We start from the raw sequence: 16,798 nt of genomic DNA on the forward strand, positions 1-16,798 counted from the left end.
TAATGATTGACAGTCGAACGTGCTCGCGGTGCTAAAGTTTTAAACTAAATCATCATCTGGTAGGAGAATCAGTGTCGCGCTTGAGCAATTGTGGCTGCGAATATGGGATTATGAGCAGTGACTTTCACCTCTGTTTGTAATTCACGATTGATGATGAAGGCGATCGCTATGAATCAAGCGGACTTCGCACCCCTTTTCCACCCCGATTCAGCACATGCGTGTAAATCATCGTTGTCTTCACATCCTTGTGTCCTAACAGTTCTTGCACTGTGCGAATGTCGTACCCCGCTTCCAGCAAATGCGTGGCAAAACTATGACAAAAAGTGTGACACCCGACTCGCTTTTGAATTCTTGCTGCAAACACTGCTTGCTTGAGGGCTTTTTGCACTCCGCTTTCATGCAGGTGGTAGCGATTGATTTGCTCGGTTCGAGGGTCACGGCAACGACGGTTGGATGGAAACACAAATTGCCCCACCCACGATCGTTCTGCATTCGGATACTTCCGAGCCAGTGCATATGGTAAATGCACGGCTCCATAGCCCTGCGCTAAATCTTGCTGATGCAATCGGCGGACTCGTTGCAGATGCTCATTTAGCGGGTCATTTAGACTGGTAGGCAGCATCGTGACTCGACTCTCGATCCCTTTCGGTGTGCGAACGATGATCTGCTGTTGAGCAAAATCGAGGTCTTTGATCCGAATGTTTAGTCCTTCATTCAGTCGCACACCACTACCATAAAGAACTTGCACCACCAGTTGATACACGTCACTGAGATTGCCAATCACGCCTCTAACTTCATCTTTTGTCAGGACGGTAGGCAAGTAGCGCGGTTGCTTGGCTCGAACAGCATCGATCGACGCATCGAGTTCTTGCCGCAACACTTCGCGGTACAGAAATAAAATCGCACTCAAGGCTTGGTTCTGAGTTGAAGCTGCGACCTGCTCTTGCACGGCAAGATGCGTTAAAAATGCTTCAATTTCTGCACTTCCCATGTCTTTGGGATGGGTCTTGTTATGAAACAGAATGTAGCGTCGAATCCATTGGATGTAAGTTTGTTCAGTGCGATACGAATAGTGCTTGACTCGGAGCAAGTCAGAGACCTGTTCAAGCAGTTTTCTCGGTCATGGCTCCATTGTGGTGATCTCCAGCGCTGTAATGTTGTTATTCAGGATCTTAGGTGGACAGCGCTGTGTTCTCTGTTGGAAGAAATACGGCAGATTTCGGGCTAAGATCCCTGTCGAGGAGTATTATACGGAAATTGCGTCGGGCTAAGTTGCCTGGTGCGGACTTAGGCAGAAAGATTCGGGCTAAGCGCCTCAAACTGGGATCTTAGGCAGAAACTTTCAGTCCAAATATATAGTTAGGCTGATAGTTGGCTGCGGTTGGGGGTTTGATGGAGCCTCTTGATGATGGCAAAGTCCTGAAACGAAGCAATTAGAGTTAAGATGTCTTAGTTCTCTGTAGGAGTATAGGACTCGTAAAGCTTGATGACTAAGCCTTCGCAGCTTCAGCTTTTTGGTTTAGTACCTGAATCGCATAAAGATGCTCAATCACGAGTCATTCAAGAGCGAGTAGGTACTTTCACTGACAATATGAAATTGCCTATTCATAGGTGGTTTCGCTATTCTGCGGGCTTTTCAGCAGCTTGGGTTGAAAAAGTAATTACAGATTTAGAACCTCAAACTATCCTTGATCCTTTTGCAGGCTCCGGTACTGTCTGTTTAGCTGCGGACAAGCTTGGCATAAATTCTTTTGGCATTGAGGCGCATCCTTTCGTTTACAAGCTTGCAAAAGGTAAACTTTCATGGGGAGCTAATGTCCATACATTTGTAGAAGCAGTTGCCGAAGTTAAGCGTTTTGCTATCAGCCTTCAGCCTAATCTTCCAGAACAGCTTCCAGCCTTATTAGGAAAATGCTATACAAGTGAAGCGTTGATCGACCTCTTTAGACTTAGACAAGCTTATTGTGAAATAGCCTCATCTTTATCGGAAGAATTGCAGTTTCTCATCTTTCTAGCGATTTCCGCTATCTTACGCATGTCCAGCCATGTAGGAACAGCACAATGGCAATATATCCTTCCTAACAAGCGAAAGGTTAAAGCTTATGAGCCATTTGATGCATTAGAAAAACAGGTTTCTTTAATGCAGGAAGATATGTGTTATCTACAATCTCTTGCTAGATCGAGCCAAGCTACATTCATAAACGAAGATGCTAGAAGCTTAAAAAGTATCCCTGATAAATTGATAGACTTAGTAATAACATCACCTCCTTATGCAAATAACTATGACTATGCAGATGCTACACGTCTTGAAATGACTTTTTGGGGTGAGGTCGATTCTTGGGGAGATTTGCACAAGACAGTTCGTCAATTTCTAATCCGCTCAAGTTCTCAACATGTGTCAAAGGATCGACTGAGTTTAGATGCCTTGATCAGTACGCCAATTGTTGATCCGATTCGGGATGAACTAGTTCTTGTCTGTCAAGAGCTAGAAAAAATCCGAGGAACTAAAGGCGGCAATAAGGCATATCACACAATGGTTGCCGCTTATTTCAATGATCTGGGAATTGTTTTCTATGCTCTTCGCCGAGTCACAACGTCTAGTTGTAAAGTTTGCTTTGTTGTAGGAGATTCAGCTCCCTATGGAGTGTATGTTCCAGTTGAGCAGTGGCTTGGCAAACTAGCTATTGCAGCAGGATTTGATGTTTGGTCTTTTGAACAAATTAGACAGCGTAACATCAAGTGGAAAAACAGGAAGCATAATGTTCCACTTCATGAAGGACGACTCTGGATAGAAGGTGAATCTATGGCACAATCTCCATCACACAAGTTTGGACAGGATCTAGGCAAACTTCTTGAGGATATTGTCCTCGACGACATTCTCAAGCCTCGACTGCAACAGTTTGCACAAAGCAAAAACTATTATCTTGATTGGCAACGTCCACGTCCAGCGCGAAGTGGCAAAAAAGTAACTTGGGAAGATAAATATGGCAACAAACATGATTTAGACTTTGTGATTGAGATAGGCGGTACAGATGATCAGATTGGTAGACCTGTTGCATTTATTGAGTCTGCATGGCGCAGGTATACGAAGCACTCGAAGAATAAGGCTCAAGAGATTCAAGGAGCTATATTACCTATTATTGAACTTCATCAGTTGTCAGCACCATTTTATGGTGCAGTATTGGCTGGGGATTTCACTAAACCAGCTTTGGATCAACTGAGGAATAATGGATTTGCAATTATTTACATCCCCTATAAAGATGTAGTAGCAGCATTTAAAGGGATTGATTTTAATGTTGCATTTGACGAAGAAACACCTGACGAAATCTATGCTGTAGCCTCGAAAAAATTAGCTAGTCTTACTAGTTCTGATAAAGAGAGGCTCCGACAAGCTTTGATGCAAGTTTCAAAGCAAGAAGTAGATAGTTTTATGAATACGCTTAGAAATTCTCTTGAGCGTTATATTGCAAAAATAATTCTTATTCCTCTCTTTGGCGCAAAATATGAGTTTGAGAATATTGATGATGCGCTCACTCAGCTAGATACAATTGACATCGCTAAACCAAGTGGTGAGTTTGAACGATTTGAGGTCATCATCGACTACAGCAACAATGATACAATCCGAGCAACTTTTCAAAATAAAACCCTTCTTGCAGATTTTTTGAGGAAGTTGGAAAGTTAAGGTCAGCCTAACACTGCGTTGGTGCGGACGGAACAGAGGTTATTGGTGAGAATTCAAAGGTTATCTGCCGCCGCACAACTTCACCGTTACTGAGCATTTTCACGAGGATCTCGCGTGACTTGCGGGGCTTCACGATCTTCCAAAAAGGTTTGAACTTTGCCGTCAGGCGTCAAAACAACTCGAATTCTAGCAACTTTGCCATCGCTGATAGGAGACACAAAAGGTTCGCCAATCAAAGGCATTCCAGTACGGTCAATTTGGTCTCTCGCAGCTTGATTTAAAGGTTCAATGCGTTGAATTGTTCCATCAACGTCTAGGAGCAAACTATATTCTAAGGTTTGCTTGACTGCGGCTGTAGGTTCCCAGCGGCGCTGAAAAAATTGTCTAGCCTCTCCTACTTGGCTAATGTTGTCTAGTGGCGCAGGTTCGCTAGGAGCTGGAGAAGCACTAGGCGATCGCACTGCGGCAGTAGTAGTGTTATTCGCAGCTTGTTGTTGTGGCGGTGCTGGTGCTGGGCTAGCTGACTGTGCTGGGGCTGTAGGTTGAGCTTGAATAGTTGCTTGAGAACGAGGATTAGGAGTGTTGAGTTGCGCCAAAGGACTCGGTACTGCGATCGTGGGAGCATTTGAAGACCCTGTTGGTGGTGACGCTTGCTGCTGCGAACCTGGTTGTGGTGCTGTTGCTCCAGGAACAGTAGGAGTGGGTGGGACAGCGTTCGGTACGGGAATCGCAGGTAGTGGAGTAGCAGGCACTGGTACAGGAGAACCTACAGGCGGGGGAGGTGGCAATGTATCTATTGATGACAAGGGTGGTAGCGGTGAAGGTTGAACCGCGACTTGCTGCGGATCTTCAGGGATTTGATTACTGGTTATTTGCTGTTGAGCAGGACGATTGAGCTGCTGTAGTACAGCAAATAGACCAACAGCAAGTGTTAATCCAGCGGCAATTGTAGCCCATGCGGGGGGAGTGGTACTCACTCTAGAACGGCGGTTGAGACTTGGTAAAGCAACGATATCAGCTTCGTATTCATCTAAAGCAGTTGCTAAATCAAATAACTGCAGTACGCTCAACTGCACTATAGGTCCTGTCACAGGAGTTGCTAGAGAACCTAAACTCAATGTGTGAGACAATCCTGTACTGGGTTTGAGAAAAATTTGTTGTAAGCCAGAAGGCGATGAATCAGGAGAATTTGCTGGCGAAATCACTATTTGAGAATCAGCAACAGTCGTAGAGTCTGTTGCAGTATTTGTTGGAGTTAGCTGTGCCGTAAATTGTGCTGGAGATTGATTAAGTAGCTCTTGTACATAAGTTGTCACCGCCTGCTGTAAAGCTTCAAGTTGTTCGCGATCGCCAGTAAGATGAATGCGTTGTTCTGGTAGCCGTGGATCGTCAAGATGCAGGTGGAATTGTAACTGTGTGGCTACTGTACGCCCAGCCCAGCGTGATAATGGCGAGCGAGGAGCCACAATTTCTAATGTACAAGTGGGCGGAGTATACCTACGGAGAACCTGGGAATTTGACAAAGACATAGGTGAGAATTTGAGCAGAGGTCAGGGGTCAGGGGTCAGGGGAGACAACTAAGGTGATACTCTATTGACTAATCACTCGCTCCACTCTTCGAGAAGAAACTCGCCCCTCAGCTATTATTTTGAGCGGTCTAGAAGTGCTAACCAGAGGCGGCGATGACCGCCAGGAGAACTATAGAATAACAAATCAATTAAGAGTTTAAGAGCTAACTGAGTCAGAACATCGGTGGAGACGTTTTCATCTTCCTCCATGCGTTCCTGGTAGGTATTACTGAAAGCATCAATGTAATCTCCTAAAAGAGCGGCTTTGTAAGGAGCTTCATTGTTTTGTGTGACTTGTTCGAGCAAAGCAACAGCACGGCGAATAACTTCTTGGTGTTGTTTTGCAAGGTAGCAGCTGATCAACACAAGCGATCGCGCTTCTTCAACGTCGAGCTTTTTCCGTCCTCCTTCACCTTTGCGTAGCGGATTTGATTGGCGCAGTCGCCATAATGCCACGCGGTCTGGGATTTTGGACTCTAAATTAAGTTGGGCTGCAGCTTGGAGCATTGCTTCTGAACCAATCCCTGCCAAAGCTTCCAGCGCCAATAATACCAAGTCCAGTTGAGCTTTGATGTTGTCTAATTGGGCTGGGTTGGGCTGGATTTTAGTAAGCTCTTCCCATCTTGAAGTTGGAGTTGGCAACTGTGCGCTAGAGTGCATAACCTTAAGCATAGGAGGTAATACTAGAATGGGCATTTGTTGTTACCCATTTTGAAACCAGACTTGTCTAAATTGACGTTGGTTTCTAATTAGCTACCAGCTTATCCTGTTTGGTTCAAAAGTAAAATTACCCACTACAAAAAAAGCAGAGGAGCCAGTGTCGTGCGGAGGTGTCCTCCGTTGAGGAGCGGATTCGTTGCGGAGGTTGCCGCGCCCTGTAGAACTCCGCGTGAGCCACTGCGCCCTTGGGGGTGTCCCCCGTTGTAGCAAGTGGCGTACAACTGGCATGAGCAAAAGAAACAGAGTGACAAAATCAGGCTTGCGCAGAGGCAATAAGTTGATGGAACTGGTCAGGCGGCAATAGAATGGCAACGAATCATGCACTGTTCGTTGCATGGGGTTAATTAGTTGCTTAAACCTTAACACCAGCACTGGAGAGTTTTGGGTTATAGACTACCGCTGGTACAATCCGGACAGTGATGGCAATAACAAGCTTGACCCTCTTGAGTAGATGCTACACAATTGCGTAGTCTTCGCCCAGCCATTGCCGTTGGCAATCGGATTGATGGATAGTTGAGATGCGGCTTAGAAGTGAAGAATATTTCTCTAGTTGAGCATTCTCGCTAGCGTAGGCCATTCAATTTTCTGGTCAAATTTGGTTGTCTGGCTTGCTTGTTGCTATCAGCATAGGAAACCCTCTGTGCATTTAGGTGACTTTTTCCTCCCTGCTGCTTAACCTGAACAGAAGTTATAGCTAATACTTAAATCTCAGAAATAGCTTTCAAGATGTTGTCGCATAACTGAACGGACTAGATCAACACGTTCCTGAGTAAAATCTTGCCAATCAAGTCGCTTTGAGACTGCTGCTCGTGCAGTGCGAAAGACTAGAATTTGTCCTATGAGTGCAAATGCCCGAACTGCACATTCTGGATCGTTGGCTGTTTTGTCGGTTAGCTGAGCAATTAAAATGGTGCAGGGGCGTAGAATTCGCTGCAGAAAGTTTTCGTAGAGGATATCAAATGCAGACGAAGGATCGAGAAATTCCCGCATAATGAAGCGGTTGTAATGATCTTTACCGTCAGAAGCAATAACAGTAATCGCAAGTGTATCCAATAACTCTTGCAATAGCTCGAGGGCTTCCTCATGCGAAAGCTGGGTATCTTGAAGTAATACCTCAATGCGTCGGGCTGTAGAGGCTGCTGGTTCATCATCACTAGCGATATGCTCTGCAACCGCACGGTACAGTCCCTCTTTGCTACCAAAATAGTAGGGAATAGCAGCAAGATTAACGCCTGCTTTGTCTGCAATGTGGCGGGTACTCGCTGCTTCAAAGCCTGAAATGCCAAAAACTTCAATTCCCGCCTCAATTAAACGATGACGAGCATCCTCACCACGCTGCTGCACATTAGGTTGAGGAGATTTTGGTTGAACCATTATGATGTCACTTTACTATTACCAGCACAACTTAATTGTAGTCGATTGACAAAATCAATCGACTGACTTACATTAAAATCAATCGATTGAATTATTCGCTTGATTAAAATTAGGTGAAATATGTAGAGGCTAATTAATATGCAAAGCCAAATAAGTAGGAAAGTAATCGATGACAACATCTACTGAGATTGCAGTTTCCAAAACCCTTGTTCGTCGTCCCATTAGGCGATCAATTGCAGTACTTTTAGCCGTTGGATGTCTAACGCCCTTCATCTACTGGCAATTCCAGTCATTTCAATCGAGGAATTCGCCACCTCCAATTAAGCAGCCTGAGGTCAAAACGATCACTGCCTTAGGGCGGCTAGAGCCTGCAGGCGAAGTCATCAAGCTTTCAGCTCCTACATCAGCTCAAGGAAGTCGCGTAGAACAACTGCTTGTGAAAGAAGGAGATCCAATCAAAGTTAATCAAGTCATTGCAATTTTAGATAACCGCGATCGCCTTCAAGCAGCATTAGAAGAGGCACAAGAGCAAGTACGAGTTGCCCAATCTGAGTTGGCGCAGGTACTAGCAGGAGCAAAGCGCGGCGAAATTCAAGCACAGCGTTTTGAGATTGCGCGTTTAGAAGCTGAGAGAGTCGGAAATTTGAACGCTCAAACGGCAACAGTTACACGTCTAGCAGCAGAAGTGCAAAATGCACAAACTGAGTATCAGCGTTACGAATCTCTATATCAAAACGGAGCAATTTCAGCATCAGAACGCGATCGCCAGCAGTTAGCTTTGACGACGACTCAAAAACAACTCCAGGAAGCACAAGCGGCTTTAGAGCGGATTACAAAAGCCACTCAAGAGCAAGTCGCTGCAGCGCGTGCCACACTAGCACAGATTGCCGAAGTACGTCCAGTTGACGTGCAGACAGCCGAGGCAAGAGTAAGTCAGGCGATCGCCGCTGCCAAACAAGCAGAGAAAAATTTAGATCAAGCTTATATCCGCACTCCTCAATCTGGTCGAATCCTCAAAATTCATGCCCGCCCTGGCGAACTCATTTCCAGTGAAGTAGGACTTGCTGAAATTGGACAAACCGAGCAAATGTATGCAGTTGCAGAGGTTTATCAAAGTGATATTCATCAGGTACGAGTCGGACAGTCGGTGAAGCTTACGAGCGAATCATTACCTAATACAGAACTATATGGAACTGTAGAAAGCATTGGTTTACAGGTGCAGCGACAAGAAGTTATTAACAGCGACCCTTCAGACAATATTGACAGCAGAATTATCGAGGTCAAGGTGCAGCTAGATGCACCATCGAGTCAAAAAGTTGCTAACTTCACTAACCTTCAAGTTCAAACAGTGATTGAAACATGATACTTCAACAACTTCGCCGGAGAACTCCTTTAGGTTGGATTCAACTGCGTCACAACAAAACACGCCTTTTAGTCTCAATTGGAGGCATTGCCTTTGCTGATATCTTGATGTTCATGCAACTGGGAATTCTTAATGGCTTGTACGACAGCAATACAGCACCGCATCGCCAATTACAAGCTGATATTGTGTTAGTCAGTACTCAAGCGCGTCAATTGACAAATTTGTTATCTTTTCCCCGACGGCGACTTTATCAAGCAATGGACGTACGTGGTGTTGCATCAGCGCAAGCTTTGTATATCAACTTCATTGACTGGAAACATCCTGAAACTCGCCAGAAAACTGCAATGTTAGTTGTCGGCGTAAATCCTGACACAAAAGCATTTGACCTGCCAGCGGTTAACCAAAGCTTAGATAAAATCAAGTTGCCAGATACAGTCTTGTTTGATCGCGCTGCGCGAGGTAACTACCAATGGGTTATCGACCAAGTTGAGCAAAAACGCACAGTCACGACAGAAATAGAACGACGCACAATTACCATAGCAGGGCTGTTTGAACTGGGTGCATCCTTCACAACTGATGGTATTTTGCTGACGAGCGATCAAAGCTTTCTGAGGCTGTTTCCTAGCCGCCAAGCTGGACAGGTGAGCTTGGGATTAGTTCAGGTGCAACCTGGATCAGATCCAGAAGCCGTCGTTGAGGATTTAAATGCGTATTTGCCTCAAGATGTTAAAGCTATGACGAAGCAGGGGTTTGTAGATTTTGAAAAAGCTTACATTGACCAAAATCAGCCGATCGCTTTTGTCTTTGGATTAGCAACGACGATTGGTTTTATTGTAGGGATTGTCATTGTTTACCAAATCCTTTCTACCGACGTCAACGATCACTTAGCCGAGTACGCCACCTTTAAAGCAATGGGCTACCGCGATCGCTACTTATTAGGGGCAATCTTTGAAGAAGCACTAATTCTCGCTGCCATCGGTTTTATACCTGGTGTTGGAGTGTCTTTAGGACTATATAGCTTGCTGCGCCAGGTGGGAGCTTTGCCGATATATATGCCGTTATTGCGGTTGGTTTTGGTATTTACTCTGACTGTTGTTATGTGCAGTCTGTCGGGAATCGTTGCGACTCGTCAATTGCGCTCTGCAGATCCAGCAGACATTTTTTAATTTTGAATATTCTTGATTTACTCGCAATCAGCATCATGCAGCAACCTGTTATTCATATTCAACATCTCAATCACTACTTTGGTGAAGGTGAGTTACGCAAGCAAGTCCTATTCGACATTAATCTAGAGATTTTTGCCGGTGAAATTGTGATTATGACCGGACCCTCTGGCTCAGGCAAAACAACGATTTTGACTTTAGTCGGAGGATTGCGATCGGCACACTCTGGTAGTTTAAAAGTATTAGGACAAGAACTTTGCCAAGCGACTTCTCAGCAATTAGTTCAAGCACGCAGACATAATGGCTACATTTTTCAAGCTCATAATCTGCATCGCAGTCTGACAGCACTCCAAAATGTGTGTATGGGTTTAGAAGTTCATGGCAATTTATCCCGCACCAAAATGCAATATCGAGCTGCTCAAATATTAACCGAGGTTGGATTAGGCGATCGCCTACACTACTACCCTGACAATCTCTCTGGTGGGCAGAAACAACGAGTAGCAATTGCTCGTGCTTTGGTAAGTCACCCTAAAATTGTTCTCGCTGATGAACCTACAGCAGCACTTGACAGTAAATCGGGGCGAAATGTCGTTAATCTAATGCAGCAGTTAGCCCAAGAACAAGGTTGCACCATCCTGATGGTGACTCACGACAATCGGATTTTAGATATTGCAGATCGAATTGTTCATATGGAAGATGGAACATTATCTAATAACACGCTATCCCTCGATGCCGCCTAGGTAGCTGAGACAAGATACTAAGTAGGTTTTAATCCACCTTTCTACTAACAATGAATTAGGATAATGACAAGGCAACTACGAAACGCGAGTAGGATTAGGATATCGAGCAACCAGAGGAGCATCTACACTTGTACTCTACATAACCTAGATAGTATGATGCGTAAGAGCAAGAATGTTTTATTGATAGAATTCTCAGCACAAAAATTTTTAGTAGGACTTTTGCTATGTGTGCTACAGCAGTACTGCGTTGAGTGACTCAGCCGGTAAAATTTTACAATCGATAAAACTGTAGCTAATTTGCTATGGATTGCAAAAAGGCGTCTAGCTTGCTACTTTAATATGTTGACACTAGCGCAACAATGCTTGTTTCAACGCATAATTATATATACTTATAAATATTTTATTGTATGTGTTGATTGTCACAATAATAGGCTAATCCTAAAATTTAGTGTGAGTAAGCTATAAAACAGAATTTACCGATATCATAACTTGTGCGTAGACTACAGTAAGTCATTCATAAATCTAGAGTAAAAGCAGCATTTTTCAGCATGGTAAGCAGTGTAGCTTAAAGTATGAATGGTTTAAGAAGCATCTCGATATGTAGATATCTAGTCACTCCTGCTGCAGTCAAGTTGATTTTTGTGTGAGGAATCGTGGTGAAACAATTACGTCACAGCTTGTGGTTGAGCCTTTCTATGATGGTGGCAGTATCTCAGACTGCTGATGCTGATACCTTGCCAGGTAATCTAATTGATAAGAATACATTTTTAAAACAGCACAATAGCAGTCATAATAGTTTATTGCTAAGCGCGATACCTACCAATGCTGCAGATAAAGGTGTTATCCCTAGCCTTTCTCAAAAAGGTAGATCGACAGCTGGAGTTTTGTCCCAGAATAATACTCCGACAGATAATCGAAACATTGTTGTGCCCACGGTTCCTACTCCAGCAACGCCAGGAACTGCTATACCTGCTGCCCCTGACGTGCGTCCTCCAGCAGAGATACCAGATTATCTTAATCCCAGCCCTAATCCACTGCAATTTCCTACTCGACCAGAAGAAGTCCGTATTCAAGGAACTCAGCCGATTACATTTCAACAAGCACTAGAACTCGCACAGCGGAATAATCGCCAACTTCAAGTAGCTAGGCTCAATTTAGAGCGAAGCCGTGATACTTTACGCGAAGCCCAAGCTGCTTTGCTTCCTAATGTTGGTTTGAGTGCAGGGCTAACTCGTTCTTCATCTTCGTCTGGCAATCAAAACCCGTTTCAGCAACAAACTGGAGCTAGGACATCTTTCTCTGGTCAAGCACAACTGAGCTACAGTATTTATACCTCTGGAGAGAGAAGCTCTCGCATTCGTGCAGCAGAAGAACAAATCCGTTTAAATGAATTACAGCTAGAGCAAACAGCACAACAACTTCGATTAGACGTTGCCAACGATTACTATAATTTGCAAGCGTCAGATGAGTTAGTCCGCATTAACCAGTCTGCTGTAACAAACGCTCAAGCAAGTTTACGTGACGCTCAAGCATTAGAACAGGCTGGCGTAGGAACGCGATTTGATGTACTGCAATCTGAAGTACAACTTGCTAATGCCACACAAGAATTAACAAATGCTCTAAGTCAGCAGCAAAATAGTCGCCGTCAATTAGCCGCACGGCTAAGTTTAGCACAGTCAGTAAGTCTTGCAGCAGCAGAGCCAGTTCAAATTGCAGGGCTATGGAACTTACCGCTCGAAGATAGTATCGTACTCGCATTTCGTAACCGTTCAGAACTTCAGCAGCAATTAGCCCAACGTAATATCAGTGAAGCACAGCGACGGATAGCTTTATCACAACTTGGGCCGCGTGTCAATGTCTTAACAAGTTACGATGTGAATGACACTTTTAATGATGGTTCAGGAATTACCGATAATTATTCTTTGGGGGCTAACGTGTCGCTTAACTTGTACGATGGTGGAGCCGCAAGAGCAAGAGCACGACAAGAAGAAGCAAATATTGCGATCGCAGAGACTAATTTCGCGGATACTCGTAACCAAGTGCGCTTTGAGGTTGAAGAATCCTACAACACTTTGCAGGCAAACTTAGCTAATATTCAAACAGCTTCTGTTGCCTTAGAACAAGCAAGAGAAGCACTACGCTTAGCGCGGCTACGCTTCCAAGCCGGAGTAGGTACACAAACTGAAGTCATTGATGCTGAAAATGCTTTGACTAATGCTGAAGGCAATCGAGTTACTGCAATCTTGGACTACAACCGTGCTTTGGCAAGACTACAACGTGCAATTAGCTCTAGTCAACCACGCTAGTTTAGTGGCTAGTGGCTGGTAACTAGTGGTTAGTTGTTTTTCTAGTCACTAGTTACTCTGCTGCGGCTTGGGAGTCATCAAGTGTACTTTGGAGGTAATAAACTTTTCTGGATTTTGTAAGAACGATTGGCATTTATTTTCTAGCACTACACAAATGTTACTTAAAGCTTCTTGATAACTTTCCACATCTCCTTGTGCCAAAAAAAGTTTCGCGGCTTGCTTTAAATCTGTCAACGCACTGGAATGGTCTTGGTTCTGAGTTTTGTCACTTTGAGCAATTTCGTAGCGAACAATACCCCGCTTAATATATGCTTCAGCTTCTTGATTGTTAAGTCGCAAAGCTTGATTGAAGTCATTGATGGCTTCTTGATAGCCTGGATGCTGAATATTTTTACTATTTTGCGCTAATTTATAGTAAGAAATGCCTCTTTTTACGTATGCTTTAGCATTGCTTGGGTTCAGCATCACAGTTTGGTTGAAGTCACTAATAGCTGCCAAATAATTTTTATCTGTATCTTTACTGAATTTAGCAGTGTCATGGCGGACAATACCGCGACTCAGGTAAGCTTCCTCAGCTGATGGGTTAAGTTGCAACGCTTGATCAAAATCAGCGATCGCAGCTTGATATTCCATCACAGGATTACTACTATGTTGGGCTATCTCATAACGAGCATTACCACGGTTGACATAAGCATTAGCATCGTTAGGATTATAAAGTAAAGCGCGATTGAAATTTTCAATTGCTCCTTTGTAGTCACCTAATTTGTAATGAAAATTGCCTTGATCGTAGTAAGCAATCGAAATTTGATTACCATTTAGTGAAGGTTGTGGTATTGCAGGTTTTGCCTCACTTCTATCAGGAAAAAGATTGGCGATAGTTTGTGGAGAAATTTGCAGATCGTGAACAATTACAATAATCTCTAGACAAACTAGTGCTCCTGTGCCAATCAAACCCCACATCAAAGGATTAAATCTCTTTTTATGTTTCCCAACAACTAGTTTTGCAGTTGGGTTAGCTGCAGCGGAATTAAAAGCTGATAGTACTTGCTGCTGATAGTCTTTTTTTGGTAGTGTGACACGCTTGCGCTTCACTGGTTGGAGGTGTTGACCTGCACGAACAGCTTGTAGTGAAGGAAACTGATCGCGTCCTCCTAGTCTGACTGCACGCTCGCACCAAGGACAAGAACTAAGGTGGTTGCTGTAGCGGTGTTGGTTATTTGATGTGCAAGTTATCAGCGATTTTTCTGCTTCAATTAAAGCAGTTTGCCATGCTTGGGCATTCGGTCGCAATTTAGGATTGTGATGCCCTTCTTCAAAACAACGTAAGAAAAGCTGCTGTAAGGAAGGATAAAGGAGTTCAAAAGGGGGTGCGATCGGCGTAGGATTGTAGGGGACGCGCTTGCTTTTACTGTAGACAAAATGTCCAGCATTAATGCGTGCTGAAAATGAAGGGGGATCGCCAATTCCTTGATAGATGCCAGCAAACGGGTGCGTTCCTTCCATCAAGAGTTGAAATAACAGCACTGCTAATCCAAAAAGGTCGTGTTCTGGTTTGCGCTCGAAGTGGGCGAAGTTTTTGCCTTGTAATTCAGGCGGAGTAAATTCTGCTTTCCCAACTCCACAGCGATACACATAGCCACTTTTAGGATCTGGCACTTGAAATGAGTCAGTGTCTACCAAAGTAATTAAGGCAGTATCACTCACAAGAATATTTGATTCGTTGATATCTCCAATACAATAACCTCGGGAGTGCAGTGCTCCCATTGCGGTGACAAGGTTACGTGCTGTGCGGTGTAAGTAAAGATAGTTAAAGAAGGGGCAGGTTTGGCGGCGGGTTTTGGGGTTATAGAACTCTAAGACCGAGTGCATCTTGTGAACGCGAGGCATCAAAAAGCCGATAACGCGATCGCTACCATCTCCTGGATACAACAAATCAGTAGGCCAAGCAATCGAAATATGCCCTTTTGCTGCTGTAGGATTTTCTGGCGGATTAGCAAGCATTGCCATGAGTTTTTGCGCGTGAGCCTTGGTTGGCTTGTGATAAACTTTTGCCACCAACTGCTCGTCTTGCGGCAAGACAAAAACTCGCGCTTCACCCCCATGTCCTACAGTCAACTTGGGTTCAATGGTGATAATTTGTTTGTTCGATTGACGTTGCAACCGCATAGCCCAAAATTATTAACTTAGTGTTGCCAACAAAAGTGTTAAATCATCGTCTGTTCGTTCAGCGATCCTCGGAGAACGCAAAAAAGATACTAATTGGTCTTTTGCTGCTGTTTCATCTTGGATCTGGGCAACAAAATGAAACAAGGGAGAGAAAAAAGGTGCATAGGGTTTTCCTTGATCTAATTCCAAAGCGAGCATTTGCAATCCATCAGATAACAATGCAATCTTAGCTGTTTTCCCTTGCCAGAGAGTAATTTGTGCCGTATCAAGTGCTTGTGGCGAGACGAGGAAAGTTGTTTCATTAATGTATTCCCCAAATTGAGGCGTAGTTAAAGAAATTAAATTACCTTGCTGATCGCTGGCAACTGCGACACCATCACCAACTTGGGCTGCAACGACAAGGCTAGGTGTTGCAACGACAAGAATTAATGTTGTTGCAAGTTCGCGGGCGGATAGCTGACAGGCAACAGCCTCTGCTTCTACAGTTGTCCTGGCTACGGTGAGAGCTTCGTTTAATAGTACGCGCCATTCACTATCATTGTTAGGTAGTGGCGGTATTGCTAAGCGATCGCGAACTGTTTTCACGGCTGTTTGTGCCGCAACAATTGCACCAACTTTCCCTAAATTTGCAGAACCCGCACCATCAGCCACGGCAGCTACTAAAATTCCTTCAGGTAACTTTTCCCAAAAATGTGCATCTTGGCACAGTTGCCCTACTTTCTCGTGACCTCTACCACGTACTGACGCTGCTGCCACACGCCAGCTAACTTCTTCAACCGTATTCTTTTGTCTGAAGAAGTCATTCACGTTCATTTGATCTCACTAAAAACACCACATCATTAACATAGATAACTCGGATAGGCAAACAGCTAAGAATTGTTCCTGCCTTTCCCTTAAATTAGAAATCTAACCTCTTATATAGTAATCAGAATCTGCCGTTCAAGGATTTGTCATCCAATGTTTTAAACTTTTTTCATAAGTACTTCATCAATAATTTACTTAAATTTATGCAAGTTACTCAGGACACGTGCTATCTTAATGGGTTTACTCTTGTTCAGTAGACATAAACTCAGGTGTTTTGTGCCATAATCACTCCAACCTATTCAGTCTAAGGTTTACTACTATACTGCATTGCTAGGTCAGTCATTTGGCTGTCAATACATGGTTAAACGCATTCTACCTATTCAGAGTTCTCAGCCAACCTTATCAAGTTCTTCCTTGCTTTTGACCCAAACATGACGGAAGCACTAAGTAGGTAAGTTTGTGTAGCATCATAAGAAGAACGCTCATGTGACAGCTACTCAGCACTTTTCCAGCGAAAGTGTTCTGCAGTAATAGTCTTCTTGCAATTATGTATGCTTCTGCCTTACTACGAAGTTGTCAGACAGCTTCTTATAGAGACTAAGTGGCTCTCTAGGACTAGTATTTTGTTCCTTGTGCTAAAAGCAATCTCGATTAGATAAATGATACGTAGACTGTGGACTGTTAATATATGTAGTTAATATCATTTCCAGTTCACAAGAACTGTATCTCTAATGTAAAATTCATATAACTTAACAAGTCAATACTATTGAGGTAGTAGGATAGCTTCTAAATAATGAAAAAATATTGTTACTGCTCTCGTCTGTTTCAATTTCCATTTCAAAGAAAGAATAAAAATAATTGATTTAATAAACTTAAATTCAGTTACAAAACAATAGTTTAAAAGAATATCTC

General features: G+C 43.7%; 11 protein-coding genes. 5 read left to right on the plus strand and 6 right to left on the minus strand.

The genetic code is table 11. From position 1 onward, the window contains the following. Positions 1-166: 166 nt before the first annotated feature. Complete coding sequence (locus CSQ79_RS01535; protein ID WP_289500407.1) at positions 167-1,111, minus strand: integron integrase; 945 nt, start codon at positions 1,109-1,111, stop codon at positions 167-169. Positions 1,112-1,486: 375 nt separating this feature from the next. On the opposite strand from CSQ79_RS01535, the gene CSQ79_RS01540 reads away from it, so the two are divergent. Beyond that, complete coding sequence (locus CSQ79_RS01540; RefSeq protein ID WP_099699442.1) at positions 1,487-3,682, plus strand: DNA methyltransferase; 2,196 nt, start codon at positions 1,487-1,489, stop codon at positions 3,680-3,682. An 86-nt stretch (positions 3,683-3,768) separates the two neighbouring features. On the opposite strand, the gene CSQ79_RS01545 is transcribed toward CSQ79_RS01540, so the two are convergent. From CSQ79_RS01545 to CSQ79_RS01555, 3 genes are all read right to left on the minus strand, one after another. Further along, the gene (locus CSQ79_RS01545) at positions 3,769-5,211 is read right to left on the minus strand and encodes a DUF4335 domain-containing protein (protein ID WP_099699443.1); all 1,443 of its coding nucleotides are present in this window, start codon (positions 5,209-5,211) and stop codon (positions 3,769-3,771) included. A gap of 114 nt (positions 5,212-5,325) precedes the next feature. Further along, positions 5,326-5,922: a DUF3038 domain-containing protein gene (locus tag CSQ79_RS01550; protein WP_099699764.1), complete on the minus strand. Its 597-nt coding sequence runs from the start codon at positions 5,920-5,922 to the stop codon at positions 5,326-5,328. Between the two features lie 756 nt (positions 5,923-6,678). Continuing rightward, positions 6,679-7,344, minus strand: coding sequence for a CerR family C-terminal domain-containing protein (locus CSQ79_RS01555; protein WP_099699444.1), 666 nt, complete (start codon positions 7,342-7,344; stop codon positions 6,679-6,681). Between the two features lie 169 nt (positions 7,345-7,513). Here CSQ79_RS01555 and CSQ79_RS01560 point away from each other — a divergent pair, with 169 nt between their 5' ends. From CSQ79_RS01560 to CSQ79_RS01575, 4 genes are all read left to right on the plus strand, one after another. Beyond that, the gene (locus tag CSQ79_RS01560) at positions 7,514-8,707 is read left to right on the plus strand and encodes an ABC exporter membrane fusion protein (RefSeq protein ID WP_099699445.1); all 1,194 of its coding nucleotides are present in this window, start codon (positions 7,514-7,516) and stop codon (positions 8,705-8,707) included. Beyond that, the gene (devC, locus tag CSQ79_RS01565; protein WP_099699446.1) at positions 8,704-9,873 is read left to right on the plus strand and encodes an ABC transporter permease DevC; all 1,170 of its coding nucleotides are present in this window, start codon (positions 8,704-8,706) and stop codon (positions 9,871-9,873) included. Before CSQ79_RS01560 ends, devC begins: the two co-directional genes overlap by 4 nt. A gap of 35 nt (positions 9,874-9,908) precedes the next feature. Next, the gene (locus CSQ79_RS01570; protein ID WP_099699765.1) at positions 9,909-10,610 is read left to right on the plus strand and encodes a DevA family ABC transporter ATP-binding protein; all 702 of its coding nucleotides are present in this window, start codon (positions 9,909-9,911) and stop codon (positions 10,608-10,610) included. Between the two features lie 656 nt (positions 10,611-11,266). Then, the gene (locus CSQ79_RS01575) at positions 11,267-12,916 is read left to right on the plus strand and encodes a TolC family protein (RefSeq protein WP_289500232.1); all 1,650 of its coding nucleotides are present in this window, start codon (positions 11,267-11,269) and stop codon (positions 12,914-12,916) included. 48 nt (positions 12,917-12,964) lie between these two features. Here the strand turns inward: CSQ79_RS01575 and CSQ79_RS01580 are convergent, their stop codons facing one another. Both CSQ79_RS01580 and CSQ79_RS01585 read right to left on the minus strand, forming a co-directional pair. Next, positions 12,965-15,082, minus strand: a complete 2,118-nt coding sequence (locus CSQ79_RS01580) for a tetratricopeptide repeat protein (RefSeq protein WP_099699448.1) — start codon at positions 15,080-15,082, stop codon at positions 12,965-12,967. A gap of 12 nt (positions 15,083-15,094) precedes the next feature. Next, a complete protein-coding gene (locus CSQ79_RS01585) occupies positions 15,095-15,895 on the minus strand; it encodes a PP2C family serine/threonine-protein phosphatase (RefSeq protein ID WP_099699449.1) in 801 nt (266 codons plus the stop codon). Positions 15,896-16,798 lie beyond the last annotated feature (903 nt).

Origin of the sequence: Gloeocapsopsis sp. IPPAS B-1203 (assembly GCF_002749975.1) — a bacterium.
Lineage (GTDB): Bacteria > Cyanobacteriota > Cyanobacteriia > Cyanobacteriales > Chroococcidiopsidaceae > Gloeocapsopsis.

What these genes read in the sequence shown, in the direction of transcription:
- CSQ79_RS01540 (WP_099699442.1), top strand. Translation starts at nt 1,487, where the DNA reads ATGACTAAGCCTTCGCAGCTTCAGCTTTTTGGTTTAGTACCTGAATCG.
- CSQ79_RS01545 (WP_099699443.1), bottom strand. Translation starts at nt 5,211, where the DNA reads ATGTCTTTGTCAAATTCCCAGGTTCTCCGTAGGTATACTCCGCCCACT.
- CSQ79_RS01550 (WP_099699764.1), bottom strand. Translation starts at nt 5,922, where the DNA reads ATGCTTAAGGTTATGCACTCTAGCGCACAGTTGCCAACTCCAACTTCA.
- CSQ79_RS01555 (WP_099699444.1), bottom strand. Translation starts at nt 7,344, where the DNA reads ATGGTTCAACCAAAATCTCCTCAACCTAATGTGCAGCAGCGTGGTGAG.
- CSQ79_RS01560 (WP_099699445.1), top strand. Translation starts at nt 7,514, where the DNA reads ATGACAACATCTACTGAGATTGCAGTTTCCAAAACCCTTGTTCGTCGT.
- devC (WP_099699446.1), top strand. Translation starts at nt 8,704, where the DNA reads ATGATACTTCAACAACTTCGCCGGAGAACTCCTTTAGGTTGGATTCAA.
- CSQ79_RS01570 (WP_099699765.1), top strand. Translation starts at nt 9,909, where the DNA reads ATGCAGCAACCTGTTATTCATATTCAACATCTCAATCACTACTTTGGT.
- CSQ79_RS01580 (WP_099699448.1), bottom strand. Translation starts at nt 15,082, where the DNA reads ATGCGGTTGCAACGTCAATCGAACAAACAAATTATCACCATTGAACCC.
- CSQ79_RS01585 (WP_099699449.1), bottom strand. Translation starts at nt 15,895, where the DNA reads ATGAACGTGAATGACTTCTTCAGACAAAAGAATACGGTTGAAGAAGTT.